This is a genomic window from Streptomyces sp. NPDC000229 (genome assembly GCF_040300825.1).
Lineage (GTDB): Bacteria > Actinomycetota > Actinomycetes > Streptomycetales > Streptomycetaceae > Streptomyces.
The window spans coordinates 33,539-56,541 of the sequence record NZ_JBEPEL010000026.1; the positions used below are offsets into that span (position 1 = coordinate 33,539).

19 protein-coding genes are annotated in these 23,003 nt (G+C 71.6%); 12 read left to right on the top strand and 7 right to left on the bottom strand.

Annotated elements, in window-relative coordinates:
• The first annotated feature begins 50 nt into the window (after nt 1-50).
• Nucleotides 51-1,133 (top strand): histidinol-phosphate transaminase, encoded by a 1,083-nt coding sequence (hisC, locus tag ABT360_RS15755; RefSeq protein WP_351815545.1) that lies wholly within the window; start codon nt 51-53, stop codon nt 1,131-1,133.
• Between the two features lie 332 nt (nt 1,134-1,465).
• Here the strand turns inward: hisC and ABT360_RS15760 are convergent, their stop codons facing one another.
• Entirely contained in the window at nt 1,466-1,837 is a 372-nt protein-coding gene (locus ABT360_RS15760; protein WP_351815548.1) for a cyclophilin-like fold protein, read from the bottom strand.
• A 198-nt stretch (nt 1,838-2,035) separates the two neighbouring features.
• On the opposite strand from ABT360_RS15760, the gene ABT360_RS15765 reads away from it, so the two are divergent.
• The 5 genes from ABT360_RS15765 (at nt 2,036) to ABT360_RS15785 (ending at nt 11,128) form a co-directional block, all read left to right on the top strand.
• Nucleotides 2,036-3,562 carry a cytochrome ubiquinol oxidase subunit I gene (locus ABT360_RS15765; RefSeq protein ID WP_351815551.1) on the top strand — a complete coding sequence of 509 codons (1,527 nt, stop codon included), beginning with the start codon at nt 2,036-2,038 and terminating at the stop codon, nt 3,560-3,562.
• Nucleotides 3,563-3,578: 16 nt separating this feature from the next.
• On the top strand, nt 3,579-4,583 hold the full coding sequence (gene cydB, locus ABT360_RS15770; protein WP_351815554.1) for a cytochrome d ubiquinol oxidase subunit II: 1,005 nt from the start codon (nt 3,579-3,581) through the stop codon (nt 4,581-4,583).
• A gap of 15 nt (nt 4,584-4,598) precedes the next feature.
• The gene (gene cydD / locus ABT360_RS15775; RefSeq protein ID WP_351815557.1) at nt 4,599-8,147 is read left to right on the top strand and encodes a thiol reductant ABC exporter subunit CydD; all 3,549 of its coding nucleotides are present in this window, start codon (nt 4,599-4,601) and stop codon (nt 8,145-8,147) included.
• A 19-nt stretch (nt 8,148-8,166) separates the two neighbouring features.
• On the top strand, nt 8,167-9,915 hold the full coding sequence (locus ABT360_RS15780) for a sensor histidine kinase (RefSeq protein ID WP_351815560.1): 1,749 nt from the start codon (nt 8,167-8,169) through the stop codon (nt 9,913-9,915).
• A gap of 88 nt (nt 9,916-10,003) precedes the next feature.
• Nucleotides 10,004-11,128 carry a M23 family metallopeptidase gene (locus tag ABT360_RS15785; RefSeq protein ID WP_351815562.1) on the top strand — a complete coding sequence of 375 codons (1,125 nt, stop codon included), beginning with the start codon at nt 10,004-10,006 and terminating at the stop codon, nt 11,126-11,128.
• Nucleotides 11,129-11,134: 6 nt separating this feature from the next.
• Here ABT360_RS15785 and ABT360_RS15790 read toward each other — a convergent pair whose 3' ends face one another.
• Nucleotides 11,135-11,992, bottom strand: a complete 858-nt coding sequence (locus ABT360_RS15790; protein WP_351815565.1) for a Cof-type HAD-IIB family hydrolase — start codon at nt 11,990-11,992, stop codon at nt 11,135-11,137.
• Nucleotides 11,993-12,087: 95 nt separating this feature from the next.
• On the opposite strand from ABT360_RS15790, the gene ABT360_RS15795 reads away from it, so the two are divergent.
• Nucleotides 12,088-12,981 carry an LLM class flavin-dependent oxidoreductase gene (locus ABT360_RS15795; protein WP_351815568.1) on the top strand — a complete coding sequence of 298 codons (894 nt, stop codon included), beginning with the start codon at nt 12,088-12,090 and terminating at the stop codon, nt 12,979-12,981.
• Nucleotides 12,982-13,088: 107 nt separating this feature from the next.
• On the opposite strand, the gene ABT360_RS15800 is transcribed toward ABT360_RS15795, so the two are convergent.
• From ABT360_RS15800 to ABT360_RS15815, 4 genes are all read right to left on the bottom strand, one after another.
• Nucleotides 13,089-13,637 (bottom strand): RNA 2'-phosphotransferase, encoded by a 549-nt coding sequence (locus ABT360_RS15800; protein WP_351815652.1) that lies wholly within the window; start codon nt 13,635-13,637, stop codon nt 13,089-13,091.
• Between the two features lie 144 nt (nt 13,638-13,781).
• Nucleotides 13,782-14,735 carry a MerR family transcriptional regulator gene (locus ABT360_RS15805; RefSeq protein ID WP_351815570.1) on the bottom strand — a complete coding sequence of 318 codons (954 nt, stop codon included), beginning with the start codon at nt 14,733-14,735 and terminating at the stop codon, nt 13,782-13,784.
• 140 nt (nt 14,736-14,875) lie between these two features.
• On the bottom strand, nt 14,876-16,651 hold the full coding sequence (locus tag ABT360_RS15810) for an SDR family oxidoreductase (RefSeq protein WP_351815573.1): 1,776 nt from the start codon (nt 16,649-16,651) through the stop codon (nt 14,876-14,878).
• Entirely contained in the window at nt 16,651-17,517 is an 867-nt protein-coding gene (locus ABT360_RS15815) for a M24 family metallopeptidase (RefSeq protein ID WP_351815576.1), read from the bottom strand. The genes ABT360_RS15810 and ABT360_RS15815 overlap by 1 nt, the downstream gene beginning before the upstream one ends.
• Nucleotides 17,518-17,804: 287 nt before the next feature.
• On the opposite strand from ABT360_RS15815, the gene ABT360_RS15820 reads away from it, so the two are divergent.
• The 5 genes from ABT360_RS15820 to ABT360_RS15840 all read left to right on the top strand — a co-directional run bounded on the left by ABT360_RS15820 (nt 17,805) and on the right by ABT360_RS15840 (nt 21,669).
• A complete protein-coding gene (locus tag ABT360_RS15820) occupies nt 17,805-18,779 on the top strand; it encodes an ABC transporter ATP-binding protein (RefSeq protein ID WP_351815655.1) in 975 nt (324 codons plus the stop codon).
• The gene (locus tag ABT360_RS15825) at nt 18,776-19,669 is read left to right on the top strand and encodes an ABC transporter permease (RefSeq protein WP_351815579.1); all 894 of its coding nucleotides are present in this window, start codon (nt 18,776-18,778) and stop codon (nt 19,667-19,669) included. The genes ABT360_RS15820 and ABT360_RS15825 overlap by 4 nt, the downstream gene beginning before the upstream one ends.
• Nucleotides 19,666-20,577 carry an ABC transporter ATP-binding protein gene (locus ABT360_RS15830; protein ID WP_351815582.1) on the top strand — a complete coding sequence of 304 codons (912 nt, stop codon included), beginning with the start codon at nt 19,666-19,668 and terminating at the stop codon, nt 20,575-20,577. The genes ABT360_RS15825 and ABT360_RS15830 overlap by 4 nt, the downstream gene beginning before the upstream one ends.
• Nucleotides 20,578-20,593: 16 nt before the next feature.
• A complete protein-coding gene (locus tag ABT360_RS15835; RefSeq protein WP_351815585.1) occupies nt 20,594-21,313 on the top strand; it encodes an ABC transporter permease in 720 nt (239 codons plus the stop codon).
• A gap of 107 nt (nt 21,314-21,420) precedes the next feature.
• Nucleotides 21,421-21,669, top strand: a complete 249-nt coding sequence (locus tag ABT360_RS15840) for an SGM_3592 family protein (RefSeq protein WP_351815588.1) — start codon at nt 21,421-21,423, stop codon at nt 21,667-21,669.
• A 62-nt stretch (nt 21,670-21,731) separates the two neighbouring features.
• On the opposite strand, the gene ABT360_RS15845 is transcribed toward ABT360_RS15840, so the two are convergent.
• Nucleotides 21,732-22,997: a CynX/NimT family MFS transporter gene (locus tag ABT360_RS15845; protein WP_351815591.1), complete on the bottom strand. Its 1,266-nt coding sequence runs from the start codon at nt 22,995-22,997 to the stop codon at nt 21,732-21,734.
• Nucleotides 22,998-23,003 lie beyond the last annotated feature (6 nt).

The window sequence follows — 23,003 nt, forward strand, 5'->3', positions numbered from 1 at the left end:
CCTCATATGGTGAGCAGTATTGGTGGTACGTACGGTCTAGGAGGACCAGAGTGAGCGAGACGAGCCCGAAGCTGCGCGCCGTGCTGGGCGGCATCCCCACCTACAAGCCGGGCAAGCCCGCTGCGGCCGAGGGACCGGTCGCGTACAAGCTGTCCTCCAACGAGAACCCGTACCCGCCGCTGCCCGGCGTCATGGAGAGCGCGATGGCCGCGGCGGCCGCGTTCAACCGCTACCCCGACATGGCGTGCACGGGCCTGATGAACGAGCTGGCCGAGCGGTTCGGGGTGCCCGTGTCGCACCTGGCCACCGGAACGGGGTCGGTGGGCGTGGCCCAGCAGCTCGTCCAGGCCACCTCCGGCCCCGGCGACGAGGTCATCTACGCCTGGCGCTCCTTCGAGGCGTACCCGATCATCACGCAGGTCAGTGGCGCGACGCCGGTGCAGGTGCCGCTCACCTCCGGTGACGTCCACGACCTGGACGCGATGGCCGACGCGATCACCGACAGGACGCGCCTGATCTTCGTCTGCAACCCGAACAACCCCACCGGCACGGTGGTGCGCCGGGCAGAGCTGGAGCGGTTCCTGGACCGGGTGCCGTCCGATGTGCTGGTCGTGCTGGACGAGGCGTACCGCGAGTTCATCCGGGACGTCGAGGTGCCGGACGGTGTGGAGATCTACCGCGAGCGCCCCAATGTGGCCGTGCTGCGCACGTTCTCCAAGGCGTACGGGCTGGCCGGGCTGCGGGTCGGCTTCGCGGTCGCCCACGAGCCGGTGGCCGCGGCGCTGCGGAAGACCGCCGTTCCGTTCGGCGTCAGCCAGCTCGCCCAGGACGCCGCGGTGGCCTCGCTGCGGGCGGAGGACGAGCTGCTGGGCCGGGTGGGGTCCCTGGTCTGTGAGCGGAAGCGGGTGTACGAGGGGCTCGTCGGCCAGGGGTGGACCGTGCCGGAGACGCAGGCCAACTTCGTCTGGCTGCGGCTGGGCGAGCTCGCCGTGGACTTCGCGGCCGCGTGTGAGCAGGCGGGCGTGGTCGTGCGGGCGTTCGCGGGGGAGGGCGTGCGGGTCACCATCGGCGAGAGCGAGGCCAACGACATCTTCCTGCGGGCGGCCGGCGACTTCCGCAAGGAACGGTTCTAAGCGGCTGGGCGTGCACCCCGGGGCGGGTGGTGGCCCCGGGGCGGTTTGCCCGCGCGCCCGGGGCGCTCACGTGGGTGGGTGTGCGCCGCCGGGTGGCCGAGTGCGCCGGGGCGCGGTTGTGTTCCGAGGGCCGACGGCGGTGGCTCCTCGGGCGCGGCCCGGGGCCCCTCGCGGGCCGGAGGTGGCGGTGGCCCCTCGCGCCTCCCTCCTGAGGGGCCCCTCGCGGGTCGGCGGCGGACGGTTCTCCGTAAGGCCCGACTGCCCCGCCGGCCCCTGGGGGGTCGACCTCGCCCGGTCCGGCCCGGCCGTCGTCCGCCTGGGGGCCGTACCGGTCAGGAGGCCAGTTCGACGCGGATCGGGTCGCCCGAGCGGACCGTGGCGAGGGCGCGGGGGTCGCCGTCGATGCGGCCGAGGACGTTGCAGGGGCTTGCCAGGCGGCATTCGTCGCCGCGGGAGATCGGTGTGGGGCCGTACGGCAGAGCCAGGGCGTCGCCCTCGGTCCAGAAGGCGACCGTGCCGGGCTCGACCACCTGCTGGGCGTCGGCCTCCAGTGCGGGGGAGGCGGGAGTGTCGAAGTAGACCTCCTCGCCCCAGGTGTGCGCGGTGGACGTGATCGGAAGAACCCCCGCGAGCGCCTTGCTGGTGGGCGTGTCGTCGAGGGTTGCGGTGACATGGCCGGCGGGCCAGGAGATACGAATCTGCATGCGCGAAATTCAACAAGATGTTGAAGTTTCGCGGAAGGGGCCCCCCGGTTTCGGCTACGGATTTCGTTTGAGTCATAATAGCTTGTGATTGTGAACGCATTCACAAGCGCGCCTGGTTCCTCCCAAGATCAACCGGAATCGGCGAGGTGACGCAAGGACGTCCGGACCGTAGGACGTAGGCCGTAAGGAGAAGCTGACGTGGACCTGGCTCTGGCGCCAGAGACGCTGGCGAGGTGGCAGTTCGGTATCACCACCGTGTACCACTTCCTGTTCGTTCCCCTGACGATCTCCCTCGCCGCACTCACCGCCGGTCTCCAGACGGCATGGGTGCGGACCGAGAAGGAGAAGTACCTCAGGGCGACGAAGTTCTGGGGAAAGCTGTTCCTCATCAACATCGCGATGGGTGTGGTCACCGGCATCGTGCAGGAGTTCCAGTTCGGCATGAACTGGTCCGACTACTCACGCTTCGTCGGTGACGTCTTCGGAGCGCCGCTCGCCTTCGAGGCGCTGATCGCGTTCTTCTTCGAGTCGACCTTCATCGGTCTGTGGATCTTCGGCTGGGACAAGCTGCCGAAGAGGATCCACCTGGCCTGTATATGGATGGTGTCGATCGGCACCATCCTCTCGGCGTACTTCATCCTGGCGGCCAACTCCTGGATGCAGCACCCGGTCGGTTACAAGATCAATGAAAAGACCGGCCGTGCCGAGCTCACCGACTTCTGGCTCGTGCTCACCCAGAACACGACCCTGACCCAGGTCTTCCACACCATGTCCGCCGCCTTCCTGACGGGTGGCGCGTTCATGGTCGGCATCGCAGCCTTCCACCTGGCGCGCAAGAAGCACATCCCGGTGATGAAGACCTCGCTGCGGCTGGGCCTCGTCACCGTGGTGATCGGCGGTATGTTCACCGCGATCAGCGGTGACTTCCTCGGCAAGGTCATGTACGAGCAGCAGCCGATGAAGATGGCCGCCGCGGAGGCCCTGTGGGAGGGCGAGAAGCCGGCGCCGTTCTCGATCTTCGCCGTGGGTGACGTGGACAAGGGCCACAACAAGGTCGCCGTGGAGATCCCCGGTCTGCTCTCCTTCCTCGCCCACAGCGACTTCGAGTCGTACGTCCCCGGCATCAACGACACCAACAAGGCCCTCCAGGAGAAGTACGGCCCCGGCGACTACCGGCCCAACATCCCCGTCGCCTACTGGGGATTCCGGTGGATGATCGGCTTCGGTATGGCGTCCTTCTCGCTCGGGCTGCTCGGCCTGTGGCTGACCCGGAAGCGGTTCCTGCTGCCCGCGCGGCTGCGGGTGGCCGAGGACGAGGTGCCCAACCTGGTGCTGTTCAAGGGAGCCCTGAGCCCCAAGCTGACCAGGCTGTACTGGCTCGTCGCGCTGTGGACGCTGGCCTTCCCGCTGATCGCGAACTGCTGGGGCTGGATCTTCACCGAGATGGGCCGTCAGCCCTGGGTGGTGTACGGCGTGCTGCGCACGCGTGACGCGGTCTCGCCCGGTGTCTCACAGGCCGAGGTGATCACGTCGATGGTCGTCTTCACGGCGCTCTACGCGATCCTCGCCGTGATCGAGGTCAAGCTGCTCGTGAAGTACGTGAAGGCCGGGCCGCCCGAGCTGACGGAATCCGACCTCAACCCGCCCACCAAGATCGGCGGCCACGACCGGGATCCGGAGAACCCCGAGCGTGAAGTCGACCGGCCGATGGCCTTTTCCTACTGAGAACTGGAGCTGAGGCATGGAACTTCACGACATCTGGTTCGTCGTCATCGCCGTCCTGTGGACCGGCTACTTCTTCCTGGAAGGCTTCGACTTCGGTGTCGGCGTCCTGAGCAAGCTGCTCGCCCGCAACCGGGTCGAGAAGCGGGTGTTGATCAACACCATCGGACCGGTCTGGGACGGCAACGAGGTGTGGCTGCTCACGGCGGGCGGGGCCACGTTCGCGGCCTTCCCCGACTGGTACGCCACCCTCTTCTCCGGCTTCTACCTGCCGCTGCTGGTGATCCTGGTCTGCCTGATCGTGCGTGGTGTCGCCTTCGAGTACCGGGCCAAGCGCCCGGAGGAGAAGTGGCAGCACAACTGGGAGCAGGCCATTTTCTGGACGTCGCTGATCCCCGCGTTCCTGTGGGGCGTCGCCTTCGCCAACATCGTCCGGGGCCTGCGGATCGACGCGACCAAGGAGTACGTCGGCACCATGGCCGACCTGCTCAACCCCTTCGCGCTGCTCGGCGGGCTGGTGACGCTGACGCTGTTCACCTTCCACGGCGCGGTGTTCACCGCGCTGAAGACGGTCGGTGACATCCGGGTACGGGCGCGGAAGCTGGCGCTGACGCTGGGGCTGGTCACCGTGGTGCTGTCCCTGGGCTTCCTCGGGTGGCTCCAGGTCTCGCGCGGTGACGGGACGAGCCTGGTCGCCATGGCCGTCGCCGCTGTGGCGCTGGTCGGAGCGGTCGGCGCGATCAAGGCGGGGCGCGAGGGATGGTCGTTCGCGCTGTCGGGAGTCACGATCGCGGCTGCGGTTGCGATGCTTTTCCTGACGCTCTTCCCGAACGTCATGCCGTCCTCGCTGAACCCGGACTGGAGCCTCACGGTCACCAACTCGGCGTCCAGCCCGTACACCCTGAAGATCATGACGTGGTGTGCGGCGATCGCCGCACCGCTGGTGATGCTGTACCAGGGCTGGACGTACTGGGTGTTCCGCAAGCGGATCGGTACGCAGCACATCGCCGACGCCGCGCACTAGTAGGGGATGTTTCACGTGAAACCGATCGACCCGCGTCTGCTCCGATACGCCCGGGCCACCCGTCTGTTCGTGGCGGCGGTGGTGACTCTGGGCGTCATTGGGGCGGCGCTGGTCGTCGTCCAGGCCATGCTCATCGCCGAGGTGGTGGTGGGCGCCTTCCAGCGGGGGCTGGGCGCCGGGGACCTCGCGACGCCCTTGGTGCTGCTCGCGTGCGTCGCTGTCGGGCGGGGCGCCGTCTCGTGGCTGACCGAGCTGGCGGCGCACCGGGCGAGCGCCGCGGTCAAGTCGGAGCTGCGGGGCCGGCTGCTGGAGCGGGCGGCCGAGCTGGGTCCGGGATGGCTGAGCGGGCAGAAGGTCGGCTCGCTGGTGGCGCTGACCACCCGGGGCGTGGACGCGCTCGACGACTACTTCTCGCGCTATCTGCCGCAGCTCGGGCTGGCGGTGGTGGTGCCGGTGGCAGTTCTGGCGCGGATCGTCACCGAGGACTGGGTGTCGGCGGCGATCATCGTCGGGACCCTGCCGCTGATCCCCGTCTTCATGGTCCTCATCGGCTGGGCCACACAGGCCCGGATGGACCGGCAGTGGAAGCTGCTGTCCCGGCTGTCGGGGCACTTCCTGGACGTGGTGGCGGGGCTGCCGACGCTGAAGGTGTTCGGCCGGGCCAAGGCGCAGGCGGAGTCGATCCGGGCGATCACGTCCGAGTACCGGCAGGCGACGCTGCGGACGCTGCGGATCGCGTTCCTGTCGTCGTTCGCGCTGGAACTGCTCTCCACCCTGTCGGTGGCCCTGGTCGCGGTCGGTGTCGGTATGCGGCTGGTGCACGGCGACCTGGATCTGTACACGGGGCTGGTGATCCTGATCCTGGCGCCGGAGGCGTACCTGCCGTTGCGCCAGGTGGGGACGCAGTACCACGCGGCGGCGGAGGGGCTGTCGGCCGCGGAGGAGATCTTCACCGTCCTGGAGTCGCCGATCCGCAAGGGCGGCGACGGGGCGGTTCCGGCGGATGTGCGGCTTGAGCTGGAGAACGTGACCGTACGGCACGCCGGGCGTACCGAACCGTCACTGGATCGTGCGTCGCTGGTCGTGGAGCCGGGCGAGACGGTCGCCCTGGTGGGGCCGAGCGGAGTCGGAAAGTCGACGCTGCTGGATGTGGTGCTGGGGTTCGCGGAGCCCTCGGACGACGGGGGTGCCGTACGCGTCGGAGGCGTGGACCTCGCGTCGCTGGATCCGGAGCGGTGGCGGGAGCGGATCGCGTGGGTGCCCCAGCGGCCGTATCTGTTCGCGGGGACCATCGCCGAGAACGTCCGCCTCGCCCGGCCGGACGCGGACGACGAGGCGGTCGCGCGGGCGCTGCGGGACGCGGGGGCGTCCGACTTCGTGGACGCGCTGCCGGCGGGCGCCGAGACGGTGCTGGGCGAGGACGGTGCGGGACTCTCGGCGGGGCAGCGTCAACGGCTGGCCCTGGCGCGTGCGTTCCTGGCGGACCGGCCGCTGCTCCTGCTGGACGAGCCGACGGCGGCGCTGGACGGCGCGACGGAGGCAGCCGTGGTGGACGCGGTACGCCGCCTCGCCGAAGGGCGCACGGTGCTCCTGGTCGTCCACCGCCCGGCGCTCCTGGCGGTGGCGGACCGGGTCGTCACCCTGCGGGAGACCGCTTCCGGCGGGGCGCCCGCCGCCGAGAAGGGCGCGCCGCGCGGTCTGGACGCGCTCGACGCGGCGTTCGGGCTCGTGGGCGGGCGCCAGGACGCCGTGGAGTCCGGTGCCACACCCGGGGATTCCGGGGGCAGCGGTGGGGTGCTGGCGCGGGTGCGCGGGACGGCGGGGGAACTTCGCGGGCGGCTCGGTCTCGCGCTGATGCTGGGCAGCCTCGCGCTCGGGTCGGCCGTGGGGCTCATGGCCGTGTCCGGGTGGCTCATCTCGCGGGCCTCCGAGCAACCGCCCGTGCTGTATCTGATGGTGGCCGTGACGGCGACCCGGGCGTTCGGCATCGGGCGGGCCGTGTTCCGGTACGCCGAGCGGCTCGTGTCGCACGACACCGTGCTGCGGATGCTCGCCGAAGTGCGGGTCGCCGTCTACCGCAGGCTGGAGCGGATCGCGCCGGCCGGGCTGCGCACGGTGCGCCGCGGCGACCTGCTGTCGCGGCTCGTCTCCGACGTGGACGCCCTCCAGGACTACTGGCTGCGGTGGCTGCTGCCGGCCGGGGCCGCCGCGGTCGTCGGTGCGGGGGCCGTCGGGTTCACCGCGTGGCTGCTGCCCGAGGCCGGGGCGGTCCTCGCGGTCGGCCTCCTCCTCGCGGGCGTCGCCGTGCCGCTGGTCACCGGCGCAGTCGCCCGCCGCGCCGAGCAGCGGCTCGCCCCGGCACGCGGCGTACTGGCCGCCAGGGTCGTCGAACTGCTGCGCGGGTGCGCCGAGCTGACGGTGGCGGGCGCCCTCGCGGGCCGCATCGCCCGGGCCCGCGAGGCGGACGGGGCACTCACCCGGATCGCCACCCGCCAGGCCACCGCCACCGCCCTGGGCAGCGGGCTGTCCGCGCTGGTCACCGGGCTGACCGTGGCGGGCGCCGCCCTCGTGGGCGTACAGGCGGTACGCGACGGGCGGCTCGACGGCGTGACGCTGGCCGTGGTCGTGCTGACCCCGCTCGCGGCGTTCGAGGCCGTCATCGGACTGCCCCTGGCCGTGCAGTACCGCCAGCGCGTCAAGCGGAGCGCGGAGCGGGTGTACGAGGTGCTCGACGCCCCCGTCCCCGTACACGAGCCGCGCGAGCCGCAGCCGGCGCCCGACAGCGCCTTCCCGCTGGAGCTGCGCGGCCTCAGCGCCCGGTACGCGGGCCAGGACCGGGACGCCCTCGCGGCGTTCGACCTGCGGCTGGAGGCCGGCCGGCGGGTCGCCGTCGTGGGGGCGTCCGGCTCCGGCAAGACGACGCTCGCCCAGGTGCTGCTGCGGTTTCTGGACGCCCATGACGGCACGTACCGCATCGGCGGGGTGGACGCGGCCGCGCTCGACGGCGACGACGTACGCCGCATGGTCGGGCTCTGTGCCCAGGACGCGCACACCTTCGACAGCTCCATCCGGGAGAACCTGCGGCTGGCCCGGCCCGGTGCGAGCGACGACGATCTGCGCGCGGCACTGGACCGGGCCCGGCTGCTGGACTGGGTGGACGGCCTGCCCGAGGGCCTCGACACGCTCGTCGGTGAACACGGCGCCCGGCTCTCCGGCGGACAGCGGCAGCGCCTGGCCCTCGCCCGCGCGCTCCTCGCCGACTTTCCCGTCCTCGTACTCGACGAGCCCGCCGAGCACCTGGACCTCGCCACGGCCGACGCGCTCACCGACGACCTGCTGCGGGCCACCGAGGGCCGCACCACGGTGCTGATCACCCACCGGCTGCACGGCCTCGACGGGGTCGACGAAGTCGTCGTCCTGGAGGACGGGCGCAGTGTCCAGCGCGGGCCGTACGCCGAACTGGCGGCCGCCGACGGACCACTGCGTCGCATGCTGGAGCGCGAGCGGGCGGCCGATCTGCTGCTGAACACCCCGACAGCAGATCCGGCTTTTCCCAACAAATAGGACTAACTACGCTCAAGGCATGACCCCGCCCGAGCGACCGCAGAACCAGGGGCCCGACGGGGCCGCGGCGACCCGGGCGTCCCGCGGCCTTCAGGGGCTGTCGACGGACCTGACCGCCCGCGTCCCGCAACTGCTGGAAGCCATGCGGTCCGTCGGCACCGGACTCGAACCGCACTCCACCCTCGACCGGATCTGCGAGACCGCGGCCGAGCTCGCCGACGCCCGCTACGCCGCCATCGGCGTCGTCGACGAGGAGGGCAAGGGGCTGTCGGACTTCGTGACGTACGGGATCCCCGACGCGGTCGCACGCAAGATCGGCCGCCGCCCCGACGGTCATGCCGGGCTGCTCGGCGCGCTCATCCACCGTCCCGAGGCCATGCGGCTCGCCGATCTGACGGCGGACCCGCGCGCCGCAGGATTCCCGGCGGGCCACCCCCCGATGCGTACCTTCCTCGGTGTCCCCATCCGCGTCCAGGGCGAGATCTTCGGGAACCTCTACCTGACGGAGAAGCGGGGCGGGGCCGAGTTCAACGACGACGACCTGCACATGGTGCGGGTGCTGGCCACCGAGGCGGGAATCGCCATCGGCAACGCCCGCCTCTACGAGGCGGCACGCCAGCGCGAGCGGTGGATCGACGGCTCGGTGGCCGTCACCACGGCGCTGTTGTCCGGCGGTGACGCCGACGAGGCCCTCTCGGTCGTCGCGGAGCAGGCCCGCGGGCTCGCCGACGCATGCGCGGGGATCGTGCTGCTGCCGGCCGCGGACGGCAGCGGCGGCCTGGAGATCGTCGCCGTCTCCGCCGACGAACCGTCCACCGCGCTGGGCGTGGTCGTCCCACCGGAGAGCCCGGTCGTCGGGCGGCTGCTCGCCGGGGAGGCGGTGTTCGTGGCGGACGCGGCCACCGACCCGCGCATGTTCACCAGGCTCGCCCGCCACTACGGACCCAGCATGATGCTGCCGCTCCGCAGCGGCGGCCGTGTCCTGGGAGCCCTCGCCACGCCGCGCGCTCCGGGCGCCCGGCCGTTCAGCCGGATGGAACGCACCCTGGCCTCCCAGTTCGCCTCCCAGGCCGCACTGGCGCTGATCATGGCGGAAGCGCAACGCGACCGGGAGCGTCTGGCGGTGTACGAGGACCGGGACCGTATCGCGCGAGACCTGCACGACCTGGTCATCCAGAGGCTGTTCGCCACCGGGATGATGCTGGAGAGCGCCCAGCACAGACCCCTCGCACCAGCCGTCCAGGACGGGGTGGAGAAGGCCGTCGGCGAACTGGACGTGACCATCCAGGAGATCCGCACCGCCATCTTCGCGCTCCAGCAGGGCCCGGCCGAGACACCGTCGGGTCTCTGCACCAGCGTCCTGCGGGAGATCACCATGGCGGCCGTACCCCTGGGGTTCACGCCCTCGCACCGATTCGCCGGACCCGTCGACACGGCGGTCGGCGAGCTCACCGGCAAGAACCTGGTGGCGGCGCTGCGCGAGGCGCTGTCCAACGCCTTCCGGCACGCCCGCGCCCACCGGATCGAGGTCGTCGTGGACGCCACGGCGCAGCTGCCCGACGGTACGGAGGCGGTGCGGCTGACGGTCGCGGACGACGGCGTGGGCCTCCCGGAGGGCGGCCGGCGCAGCGGTCTGCGGAACCTGGCGCGGCGCGCGGAGTCGCTGGGCGGATCCAGCTGGTGCGGGCCGGGGATCGGCGAGGGCGGCCGCGGTACGGCGGTGGTGTGGGAGGCGCCGCTGCAGGGACCCTTCCGGGTACGGCCGTAGGCCGGTCGGCGGAACGTGGATGGGCCGGTCGGCGGTACGACACCGCCGGGTGCCGGACATCGGGCGCGCCCGGCGCCACCATCCCAGGATGGTGCTCGTGGCGCTGGCCGTCCTGCTCGCCCTGCTCCCCCAGCCCGCGGCCGCCGCCGCCGACGGGCCGGGCGGCGCGGCCGCGGAGGTGGCGCGGCTGTACGACGAGGCCGCGCGGGCCACCGAGAGGTACGAGCAGGGCCGGCGCGCGGCGGCCGCGCAGCGCGCCCTGGCCGGCCGGCTCCAGCACGAACTGGCGCTGAAGCGGCGTGAGCTGGCCGTGCTCAACGACCGGATGGGCGAGGTCGCCCGGGCCCAGTACCGGACCGGTGGCTCGGCGGGCCTCGCCGCGCGGCTGCTGCTCGGCGACGACGCGGACGAGGTGATGCGGGCGGAGCGGCTCGCCCGGCAGGCGGACCGCGCCGTGAACCGTCTGATGGAGCGCACCAGGGAGGCGGAACGGCGCCTCACGCTGGCCGAGGGGGAGGCCCGCACGGCCTGGCACGACCTGGACGTACGCCGGAAGGGGCTGGCCACGATCCGGCGCGGCATCGAGGCACGACTGGAGCGGGCCCAGTGGCGGCTCCAGGCGGAGGCGGACCGGAGAGTCGCGGCGGGCCGGTGCGGGGGCGGGACGGGGGTGAGAACCGGGGTCGGCGGTGTTGGTGGTGCGCAGGTGAGGGGCGAGGCCGACGGTGCCGGTGGTGCGCGGGTGGAGGGCGAGGTCGGGGTCGGCGCGGGCCCGGGGCAGGCCCGGCGGGTCGGTGAGGGACGCGGGTGGGTGGCGCCGGTGGAGGGGTACGTCCTGTCCGCCGGGTTCCACCGGGCGGGCGCGCACTGGGCGCACCGCCACACGGGGCAGGACTTCGCGGTGGCCGTCGGCACCCCGGTGCGGGCCATCGGCGCCGGGCGGGTGCGGTCGGTGTCCTGCGGCGGGGCGTTCGGGATCGAGGTGGTGGTGCGGCACGCGGGCGGCTGGCACTCGCAGTACGCGCACCTCTCCGCGCCCGGTGTGTCCCCGGGCCAGCCGGTCGCGGCCGGGCAGGTGATCGGGTGGTCCGGCAACACCGGCAACTCGACGGGGCCGCACCTCCACTTCGAGGTGCGGCTCACGCCGTACATGGGTTCGGCCGTGGACCCGGTGCGCTGGCTGGCCGAGCACGGCGTCCGGCTGGGCCCCTGACCGGGGTCAGTACGCGCTGAGGATGTCCTCGATGACGCGTGCGACGCCGTCGTCGTTGTTGGCCACGGTCCGCCCCGAGGCGGCGGCGATCACGTCCGGGTGCGCGTTGCCCATCGCGTACGACCGGCCTGCCCAGGACAGCATCTCGATGTCGTTCGGCATGTCCCCGAACGCCACGACCTCGTCCGCGGAGATGCCGCGCTCGGCGCAGCACAGGGCGAGCGTGCTCGCCTTGGAGACGCCCAGGCCGCTGATCTCCAGCAGCGCGCTGGGGCTGGAGCGGGTGATGCCGGCGCGGTCGCCGGCGGCCGCGCGGGCCAGGGCGAGGAAGCCGTCCGGCGTCAGGTCGGCGTGGTGGGCGAGCAGCTTGAGCACGGGGGCGCCGGAGCCGGGCTCGTCCTCGTGCAGGAGCTTCTCGGCGGGGGCGATGGTGGCGGAAGGGTCGAGCCAGAAGGGCGGGTAGTCGGGCTCGTAGTGGAAGCCGGTGGTGAACTCGACCGCGAAGGCGGTGCCGGGCGCCTCCCGGCGGAGCGTCCGTACGACGTCGAGGGCGGTCTCCCGCTCCAGCGGCCGGACCTCCAGGAGTTTGCCGCCGGAGTGCAGGTCGACGACGGCCGCGCCGTTGGCGCAGATCGCCAGGCCGTGGCCGTGGACGTGGTCACTGACGACACCCATCCAGCGGGCCGGGCGGCCGGTGACGAAGAAGACCTCGATGCCGGCCTCCTCGGCTGCCGCGAGCGCCGAGATCGTCCGGTCGGAGACCGATTTGTCATCGCGCAGGAGCGTGCCGTCCAGATCGGTGGCGATCAGCCGGGGGCGAAGGTGGGCCGTGGGCCGGGGTCCGGGAGAGGTCGCTGAGGTCACGCCTCCATTGTCCCGTACGAGGGTGCACGGCCGTGCGGATAGCCGCACATCTGAGCCATGCGGGGTTTGTCAGTGGGGCACCGTAGGCTCGTTCCATGCGTCTGAGCACCGTGATCCTCCCCACCCGCCGCTGGCACGACGGCGGTCGCGAGGCATGGCTCCGGGCCGAGCGCCTCGGTTTCCATGCCGCGTACACCTATGACCACCTGTCATGGCGGGTGCCGTTCCGGGACGGCCCGTGGTTCGGCGCGATCCCTACGCTGACGGCGGCGGCCGCGGCGACGGACCGGATGCGGCTGGGCACGCTGGTGACCTCGCCGAACTTCCGGCATCCGGTCACGCTCGCCAAGGAGCTGATCTCGCTGGACGACATCTCCGGCGGCCGGATCACGCTCGGGATAGGCGCGGGGGGCAACGGCTTCGACGCGACGGCGCTGGGCCAGGAGGCGTGGACGCCGCGTGAGCGGGCGGACCGGTTCGCGGAGTTCGTGCCGCTGCTGGACCGGCTGCTGACCGAGGAGACGGTGACGCACGAGGGGGCGTTCTACTCGGCGGGCGGGGCGCAGAACATCCCCGGCTGCGTGCAGCGGCCGCGGCTGCCGTTCGCCGTCGCCGCCACGGGGCCGCGGGGGCTGAAGCTGGCTGCGCGGCACGGGCAGGCGTGGGTGACGACCGGGGACCCGAAGGTGAACGAGACGGGTGGGCCGGATGAGTCGCGGGAGGCCCTGAGGGGGCAGATGGAGAAGCTGGGCAAGGCGTGCGCGGACGCCGGGCGGGACGTCCGGGAGCTGGACAAGATCCTGCTGACCGGGTTCACCCCGGACCGGCCGCTGGAGTCCTTCGACGCCTTCGTCGACTTCGCCGGCCGCCATGTCGAGCTGGGCTTCACCGAGATCGTGATCCATGCGCCGATCGCGGACTCGATGTTCGCCGCCGACGAGAAGGTCTTCGAACGGATCGCGACGGAGGCCCCCGCACAGCTGCGCTGAGCCGCCCGCCTCCGGCGCGGTTCCGGCCCGGTCGGGCCCTGGTGCAGCCCGGCTTCGGCCCGTCCGGCCCTGGCGCGGCCCGCTCGCCTGGGAGCCCGGTCTCCGGCTCAGCCGGGGCCGGGAAACCGGAGGTAGGCGGGGGGTACGGCATCGGTGAGCCAGACCCCGTTGGCGCTGACGCGGAAGACATGGCCGTCCCGGTGCATGGCCGCGGCGTCCACGGACAGCACGACGGGCCGGCCGCGTCGGGCGCCGACCCGGGTCGCCGTCTCGCGGTCGGGCGACAGATGGACATGGTGACGGGCCATGGGGCGCAGCCCCTCGGCGCGGATCGCGGGCAGGTTGCGGGCGATGGTGCCGTGGTACAGGTACGCGGGCGGGACGGCGGTCGGCAGGTCCAGGTCGACGTCGACGGTGTGGCCCTGGTTGGCGCGGATCCGGTCGCCGTCGATCGTGAAGCGCTGCTTGTCGTTGACGGCGACCACGTGTTCCAGCTCGGCGCGGCTGATCCGCACGCCGTGCTCGGCGGTCGCCCGCAGCAGGTCCTCGATCGCGACCCAGCCGTTCGGATCGAGGACCAGTCCGATCCGCTCGGGCTGGTGACGCAGGTGTCTCGAGAGGTACTTCGACACCTTCACCGTACGTCGGTCGTCCATGTCGTCCATGTCGTTCACATCGCTCAGCGTGTCAGGCATCACGCGGTCACGACCACAGAAATTTCCGCTCGTAGGTTTGGTCCACAAACAACTCGTGTTATCCACAGGGAATTTGGCAATTCTGTGGACAACGACCCACCTTTTTCAGATGACTTGACCGACTTCATTGGAATTGCCACGTGTTGAGGCAAGTGCATCCAATGTCCGTGCCTGCACCTCTCTTTCGGTGGCCGCAGCGATGAATGACGATGCGTTCTGAGGCCCAACAAGGCGGCGAACGGCTTGAATCGTGGAAGCGGGCAGAGCCACCTGTTCGGTCCCGTCGCCCTTCGCCCGAGGGCCCTCCGGGGACAGGTGCTGCTGGAGGTGCCGGGTGGCGAACATCCGCATCGCGCGCGCCAGTTCGGCGTCCACCGTCTGCTGGGCGAGCGGCCGCAGCCGCCGCACCATGGTCGCCGCCTCCGACGCGTCCGCGTCCGTGGGCGGCCGGTGGTCGAGGTAGCGGGCGAAGACGTGCTCCATGGTGAACTCCAGGAACCGGTTGGCGATGTGCTCCACCTGGACGCGAAGTTCCCTGAGGTGACCCGAGATTGCCAGGAGCGGCACACCGGCTGCGTACAACTCGGCGGCGACGGCGAGCTCCTGGGGGCTCGGCACCAGGAACTCGTCCTCGCGGCCCGGGATGCGCTCCAGCACGCCGAGCTCTACGGCCTCCTCCACCGCCCTCTCGTCCGGGGTTCCGCCGAAGGTGGCGTCCAGCTCCGCACGCGTGATCCGGTCCGCTTCCTCGTCCGTCCACGGGCCGTGCACCTCGGCGACCAGTCCCAGGACACCGCCGAGGCCGCGCCCCGCGTCCCAGGCCTCCAGCAGCTCCTTGATGGACGCCAGGGTGTAGCCCCGCTCCAGCAGGTCGGCGATCTGTCGCAGCCGGGCCAGATGGGTGTCGCCGTACACATTGGACCTGCCGCGTCGCTCCGGCTTGGGCAGCAGTCCCCGGTCCTGGTAGGCGCGGATGGTCCGGACCGTGGTGCCGCTGTGGTGCGCCAGGTCCTCGATCCGGTATTCGGCCGCCGGTATCCTCGCCGCCTGCTCGTCCACACCCGCTCTCCCCTGCTACCCCGAACCGCCCTGTGAGGGATGGTACGGCCGCCTCCGGAACAGGGACCGCGCCCGGAACAGGGACCGTGCCCGGGACCGCGCCCGGAACCCGGACCGGGACGTGGCCGTGGTCCTCCCGGTCACAGCTTCGCCTCCAGCCGGGCGAGCGCCCGCAGTGCCCCGGGTGCCAGCCGGGACAGCAGCCGGGCGCCATGGGCCTCCGGCGTCACCGGCACCACCGCCTCGTTCCTGACGACGGCCCGAAGAATCGCGTCGGCGACCTTTTCCGGCGGGTAGTTGCGCAGCCCGTACAGCCGGGCGGTCTTCTTCTGCCGGCGCTTCTCCTCGTCCTCGGACACCCCGGCGAAGCGCGCGGTGGCGGTGATGTTGGTGTTCACGATGCCCGGGCACACGGCGGTGACCCCGATGCCCCGGCCGGCCAGCTCGGCGCGCAGGCACTCGCTGAGCATCAGAACCGCCGCCTTGGACGTGCTGTACGCGGGCAGCATGCGGGACGGCTGGAAGGCGGCCGCGGACGCCGTGTTCACGATGTGACCGCCCTGGCCACGCTCGGCCATCCGCCGGCCGAAGATCCGGCAGCCGTGGATGACGCCCCACAGGTTGACATCGAGGACCTTCTTCCAGTCCTCGCTCGTCGTATCGAGGAACGCGCCGGACAGGCCTATCCCGGCGTTGTTCACCAGCACGTCCACCGTGCCGTACTCGGTGGCGACCTTGTCGGCGAGCTTCTCCATGGCCTGCTCGTCGCTGACGTCCACCACCTCGCCCCAGGCGTCCGGCGCGCCGATCAGCCGGGCCATCTCGGCCGTCCGCGCAGCGCCCTCCGCGTCCCGGTCCACGGCCACCACCCGCGCCCCCGCCTCGGCGAACGCGAACGCCGTGGCCCGCCCGATACCGCTGGCAGCGCCCGTGACCAGCACCAGCTGCCCGCCGAACCGGTCCGCGTACCGCCGCCCCGAGGCGACCGGCTCCGGAACCTCGCCGCCCCGCTCCTCGTGCGCCGTCACGAACTCGGTGATCCACGCGGTCAGCTGGTCCGGCCGGGTGCGCGGCACCCAGTGCTTGGCCGGCAGCGTCCGGCGCACCAACCGCGGGGCCCACGTGGCCAGCTCGTCGTAGAGCCGCTCCGACAGGAAGACGTCCCCGGTCGGCGTGATCAGCTGTACCGGCACATGGGCGTACGCGTCCGGGCGAGGGCGCCGCAGCCGCGCGCGGACGTTGTCCCGGTAGAGCCAGGCGCCGTGTGCCGCGTCCATCGGCAGCGACGGGGTCGGGTAGTCGTCGACCGGCACCTTCTCGATGCGCCGCACGAGCTGCGGCCACCGCTTTCCGAGCGGCCCGCGCCAGGCCAGTTCGGGCAGCACCGGCGTGTGCAGCAGGTACACGTACCAGGACTTGGCGCTTTGGCCGAGGAGTTGGCCGACGCGGCGCGGGGTGGGCCGCGTCACGCGCTGCTTGATCCAGTGCCCGAAGTGGTCCAGGGAGGGACCGGAGATCGAGGTGAAGGAGGCGATCCGCCCTTCGGTGCGCTCGACCGTGACGAACTCCCACGACTGCACCGATCCCCAGTCGTGTCCCACCAGGTGCACCGGCTCGTCCGGGCTGACCGCGTCGATCACGGCCAGGAAGTCGTCCGTCAGCTTCTCCAGCGTGAACCCGCCGCGCAGCGGCTTCGGGGCCGTCGAGCGGCCGTGCCCGCGCACGTCGTACAGCACCACGTGGAAGTGCTCGGCGAGCCGCCCGGCGACCTCGGACCACACCTCCTTGGAGTCCGGGTAGCCGTGCACGAGCACGACGGTCGGACGCGAGGCGTCCCCGAGCTCGGCGACGCACAGTTCGACGCCGCCCGTACGAATCCGACGCTCCCGCGCACCGCGCAGCACATCCGCCGCCATCAGACCGCCTCCCAGCGCCGCACGTGCGGCAGATCGTCGTCCAGCCAGAACGCGCTCTGCTCGGGATCCCTGGAGTCGGTGACGACCAGCAGCTCCTCGAACTTCGCGCCCGTACCCCTGAAGCCGAGGTGCGGCTCGACCGCCCACAGCCCGGGCCGCGGGGGATGGTCGGAGAACCTGTACGGGGACCACAACGGCGACCAGCCGTCGCGGTGCCCATGGAGGGCGTCGCTCGCGAGACCCTTCAGCGACTGCGTACCGAACCCGAAGAGCGTCGGCGACCAGCGGCGCTCCTTGACCCGGTCGACCTTGTGGGCGATGACCCCGAAGGGATACGCGCGGTGCCGGTTGGCGTACCCCTGCCGGACCATCAGCCGGTCCACGTCCTCGTAGATCTCCCGCAGCGGACGGCGCTCCCGCACCTCGCGGAGGATCAGCTCACGATGGTCGCGCAGGTCGGCGAGCAGCTTGTCGTGGACGGGGTTGAGGCCCAGGCAGCCCGAGTACCCGATGTCGGCGGTGAAGCCCTTGTACACCGGCGCCATGTCGAGGATGAAGGGCATCCCCGCCTCCAGCCGCCGGTTGGTGGGGAAGAACTGGAGAGGTATCCGGAAGTTCACGAACGCCGTGCGGTCGCCGAACCAGGCGAACGGCAGGTGGAACCAGTCCCGTACACCGCGCTCACGGAGCCACTCGCGCTGCATCCGCGCCGCCTCGCGCTCCGTCACACCCGGCTTGAGCTGTGCGGCGACCGCCTCGGCGCACTCGTACGCCAGGCGCTGCACTTCCCTGAAGCCGCGCAGCTCCCCGTCCTGCCGGCTCGCCCCTGCGGAGTCCGAGGAGACTGCTGAAACTGGTGAGGCCATGCCACCCGCCCGTCCGTCCGTCTATCTCCGTACGCGGTCGTAACTTGACACTGACGAATGTGACAATGCCCGGCGGCTGCGTCAAGAGCCGGGCAGCGCCTGTGGAAAACCCCGACTCGGAACCCGACTCGGAACTCCGGCTCGGAACCCCGCCTCGGTACCCCCGGCTCGAAACCCCGACCTCGGACGGGTCCCCCTACGGGCTCGTACGCCTGGAGGCGGACATCGATCCAGCCGCCTGGTCTGACGCCAGGTGTGGCCCGCGCCACTACCGTCGAAGCGTGACTGTGATCGCGACCGAAAGCCTCAGCAAGCGGTTCCCCCGGGTGACCGCTCTCGACCGGCTCTCCCTGGACATCGGGCCCGGTGTGACCGGACTGGTGGGTGCCAACGGAGCCGGCAAGTCCACCATGATCAAGATCCTGCTGGGTCTGTCCCCCGCCACCGAAGGCCGGGCCGAGGTCCTCGGCCTCGACGTCGCCACCAGCGGCGCCGCCATCCGCGAGCGGGTCGGCTACATGCCCGAGCACGACTGCCTGCCGCCCGACGTCTCGGCCACCGAGTTCGTCGTCCACATGGCGCGCATGTCCGGCCTGCCACCCACCGCGGCGCGGGAGCGCACCGCCGACACCCTCCGCCACGTCGGTCTGTACGAGGAGCGCTACCGCCCCATCGGCGGCTACTCGACCGGCATGAAGCAGCGGGTGAAGCTCGCCCAGGCCCTGGTCCACGACCCGCAGCTGGTCCTCCTCGACGAGCCGACCAACGGCCTCGACCCGGTCGGCCGCGACGAGATGCTGGGCCTGATCCGCCGTGTGTACACGGACTTCGGCATCTCGGTCCTGGTCACCTCCCACCTGCTGGGCGAACTCGAACGCACCTGTGACCACGTCGTCGTCATCGACGGCGGAAAGCTCCTGCGCTCCAGCTCCACCAGCGACTTCACCCAGGTCACCGCCACCCTCGCGGTCGAGGTCACCGACACCGACAGCCACCCCGACGGCACGGCCGCCCTCCGCAAGGCACTCACGGCGGCCGGAATCACCCTCCACGCGCGCGTGGAGGACGGTATGCCGGGCGCCGGCCACATCCTGCTGCTGGAGGCGACCGGCGAGGAGACGTACGACATCGTGCGCGACACCGTCGCCGACCTCGGACTCGGCCTCGTACGGATGGAACAGCGCCGCCACCACATCGCCGAGGTCTTCCGCCCGGGGCCGGAAGCGACCGCCGCCCAGCCGCAGGAGGTGCAGGCCCGATGAGCACCCACACCCCGCACGCCGAGACCCGGATCCACAACATCGGCTACCGCGACTACGACGGACCCCGCCTCGGCCGCGCCTACGCGCGCCGCTCGCTGTTCTCGCAGTCGCTGCGCGGCGCCTACGGACTGGGCCGCAGCGCCAAGTCCAAGGTGCTGCCGATGATCCTGTTCGCGGTGATGTGCATCCCCGCGCTGATCGTCGTCGCGGTCGCGGTGGCCACCAAACTGAAGGACCTGCCGCTGGACTACACGCGGTACGCGATCTTCACGCAGGCCGTCATCGGCCTGTACCTGGCCTCGCAGGCGCCCCAGTCGGTCTCGCGCGACCTGCGCTTCAAGACCGTTCCGCTGTACTTCTCCCGCCCCATCGAGCGCGTCGACTACGTCGTCGCCAAGTACGGCGCGATGGCGTCGGCCCTGTTCATCCTGACCGCCTCGCCGCTGCTCATCCTCTACATCGGGTCGCTGCTGGCGAAGATGGACTTCGTCGACCAGACCCAGGGCTTCGCACAGGGACTGGTCTCCGTGGCTCTGCTCTCGCTCCTGTTCGGCGGAATCGGTCTGGTGCTGGCCGCGCTGACGCCGCGCCGCGGCTTCGGCGTCGCCGCCGTGATCGCCGCCCTCACCATCTCGTACGGCGCCGTCTCCACCCTCCAGGCGATCGCCTGGAGCACCGACTCCCTGGGCGCGGTGAAGTGGCTGGGCCTCTTCTCACCGATCACCCTCATCGACGGCGTGCAGACCGCCTTCCTGGGCGCCACGTCGTCCTTCCCCGCCGAAGCCGGACCGGACGCCGGGGTGGGCGTGGTCTACCTCCTGGCCGTCCTCGCCCTCATCACGGGCTCCTACGCCGTCCTGCTGCGCCGCTACCGAAAGGTCGGGCTGTGACCACCATCGACATCGACCACGTCTCACGGTGGTTCGGGAACGTCGTGGCCGTCAACGACGTCACCATGACCATCGGCCCCGGAGTGACCGGACTCCTCGGCCCCAACGGCGCCGGAAAGTCCACCCTCATCAACATGATGGGCGGCTTCCTCGCCCCCTCCACCGGGTCCGTGACCCTCGACGGGCAGCAGATCTGGCGCAACGAGTCCGTGTACCGCCAGATCGGCGTCGTGCCCGAGCGGGAGGCGATGTACGACTTCCTCACCGGCCGCGAATTCGTCGTCGCCAACGCCGAGTTGCACGGCCTGGGCACGGCCGAGGCCCAAAAGGCCCTGGCCACGGTCGAGATGGAGTATGCGCAGGACCGGAAGATCGCCACGTACAGCAAGGGCATGCGGCAGCGCGTGAAGATGGCCTCGGCCCTCGTCCACGAACCGTCCGTGCTGCTCCTGGACGAGCCGTTCAACGGCATGGACCCGCGCCAGCGCATGCAGTTGATGGACCTGCTGCGGCGGATGGGCGCGGAGGGCCGTACGGTCCTGTTCTCGTCCCACATCCTGGAGGAGGTCGAACAACTCGCCTCCCACATCGAGGTGATCGTCGCCGGGCGGCACGCGGCCAGCGGCGACTTCCGCCGGATCCGGCGCCTGATGACCGACCGGCCGCACCGCTACCTCGTACGCTCCAGCGACGACCGCGCACTGGCGGCCGCGCTGATCGCCGACCCGTCGACGGCCGGTATCGAGGTGGACATCACGGAGGGCGCCCTGCGCATCCAGGCGGTGGACTTCGCCCGCTTCACCCAACTGCTGCCGCGGGTCGCCCGGGCGCACTCCATCCGGCTGCTGACGGTCTCGCCCTCGGACGAGTCCCTCGAGTCGGTCTTCTCATACCTCGTCGCGGCCTGAAGGGAGCCTTACGACCATGTACAACCCCACAGTCGCCCGGCTCACCTACCGGGCCCTGCTCGGCCGCCGCCGGGCCGCGATCCTCTTCGTCCTGCCCGGCCTGCTGCTGCTCATCGCGGCCGCCGTCCGGGGCTTCAACGGCGCCGACGACCAGATCGCCGCCGACGTCCTGGGCGGGTTCGCGCTCGCCACGATGGTGCCGCTGATCGGTGTCATCGCCGGGACGGGCGCGATCGGGCCCGAGATCGACGACGGCTCGATCGTCTACCTGCTCGCCAAGCCGGTGAAACGCCCGACGATCATCTTCACCAAGCTGATCGTGGCCATCGCCGTGACCATGGTCTTCTCGGCGGTGCCCACCTTCCTCGCCGGGATGATCCTCAACGGCAACGGACAACAGGTGGCGGTCGCGTACACCGTCGCCGCGCTGGTCGCCTCGATCGCGTACAGCGCGCTGTTCCTGCTGCTCGGTACGGTCAGCCGCCACGCGGTCGTCATCGGGCTGGTGTACGCGCTGGTGTGGGAGGCCCTGTTCGGCAGCCTCATCGAGGGCGCCAAGACCCTCAGCGTCCAGCAGTGGGCGCTGGCCGTCGCCGAGAAGGTCACGGGCGACGGGCTGGTCGCCTCGGACGTCGGCCTGCCGGTGGCGGTGGCGCTGCTGGCGGGTGTCACGGTGGCGGCGACCTGGTACGCCGGGCAGAAGCTGCGGACCCTGACGCTGGCGGGCGACGAGTAGTCGCACGAGAAGCGAAAAGGCCCTCCACGCGCGCGTGGAGGGCCTTTTCCTTCCTCACGCCGGTTTGACGATCCGGTGGGCACACTTGCCGTACGGAGGAGGCAGCCATGGCCGCTGACCACGAGTCCCGGGACGGATCACGGGACTGGGACGACGTCGAACTGGACAACGACTTCATACGCTCGGCCGAGACCACCGAGCCGTCCGCCCGGGCCCGGATGCTCGCCGCCCGCTGGCGCGGCCGGCCCCCAGAGCCGCAGCCCTGGCGATCCGACGAGCCCCCGGCGGGCTGGTTCTTCAGCCGCGCCCGCCGACGCGGACGGCGCCGCCGCCGCAAGGACGGCGACAAGGACTGAGCGGTGAGGACCCTGCGGTCGGGCGGCCTTGCGGAGAGGCCTGCGGTCGGGCGGCCTTGCGGTCAGACCTTCCGGTCGCGCGCCGCCAGCAGGCCCACCACGAGCGCCGCCGCGCACACGCACAGCACCAGGGCGATCGGGACCGTCCAGCCGCCGGTCGCCTCGTGGACCGCGCCCGCCGCGAGCGGACCCGCGGCCGCCAGCAGGTAGCCGACCGTCTGCGCCATCCCGGACAGCCGTGAGGCGGTCACCGCGTCCCCGCTGCGCAGCACGATCAGCGTCAGCGCCAGGCCCACGGCACCGCCCTGGCCGACGCCGAGCACCGCCGCCCACAACCAGGCGCCCGACACCGGGGCGACCATCAGGCCCACGTAGCCCGCCGCCACCAGCGAGGTGACCAGCGCGACCAACGGGCGCTGCCCGCGCATCCGGCCGGCCAGCAGCGGCACCAGGAACGCTCCCGCGACCTGGATGAGGTTGTTGAAGGCGAAGACGACACCCGCCGTCGAGCGGCTCATGCCCTGGTCGGTGAAGATCGTCGGCATCCAGGCGATCAGGACGTACGACCACAGGGACTGCAGGCCCATGAAGAGCGTGACCTGCCAGGCCAGCGCCGAGCGCCAGACGCTCCGGCCGTTACGGGGAGCCCCCGGTACCACCCGCACCTCACGCCCCGTGCGCCCCCTGGCGATCAGCACCTGCGGCAGCCACGCCACCGCCGCCACCGCCGCGAGCAGCGACCAGAAGGCCAGCGACGCCTCCCAGCTGCCCCCGAACGCCCGCTCCAGCGGCACCGACGCGGCCGCCACCACCGTCGCACCCGCGATCATCGAGCCGGTGTAGACGGACGTCATCGACGCGGCCCGGTCCGGGAAGTCCCGCTTGATCAGCCCGGGCATCAGGACGTTGAGCAGCGCGATCGCCGTCCCGACCAGGACACCGCCGCCGTACAGCGCGTACAGGGAGGGCAGGACGCGTACGAGGATGCCCGCGGCCAGCAGCAACAGCGCGCCGAGCAGCACCTGTTCGGTGCCCAGCCGCCGCGCCAGCCAGGGCGCCACCAGCGCGCCCACGCCGAGGAAGAGCACCGGCACGGACGTGACCAGGGAACTCGCGGTCGACGACAGCCCGAAGGCCGCGCTGATCTCACCGACCAGCGGGGACACGCTCGCCAGCGCCGCCCGCATGTTCAGCGAGGCCAGCACGATCCCGACGAGCAACAGCACCGGATGGGCGAGCAACGCCCGCCGCGCGGCGGCCCCTTGGGGCGAGGGCCGGACACCGGCCTCCGCGTCGAGAAGCAGCTGGTCGGAATCCGGGCGTGCCACGTTCAC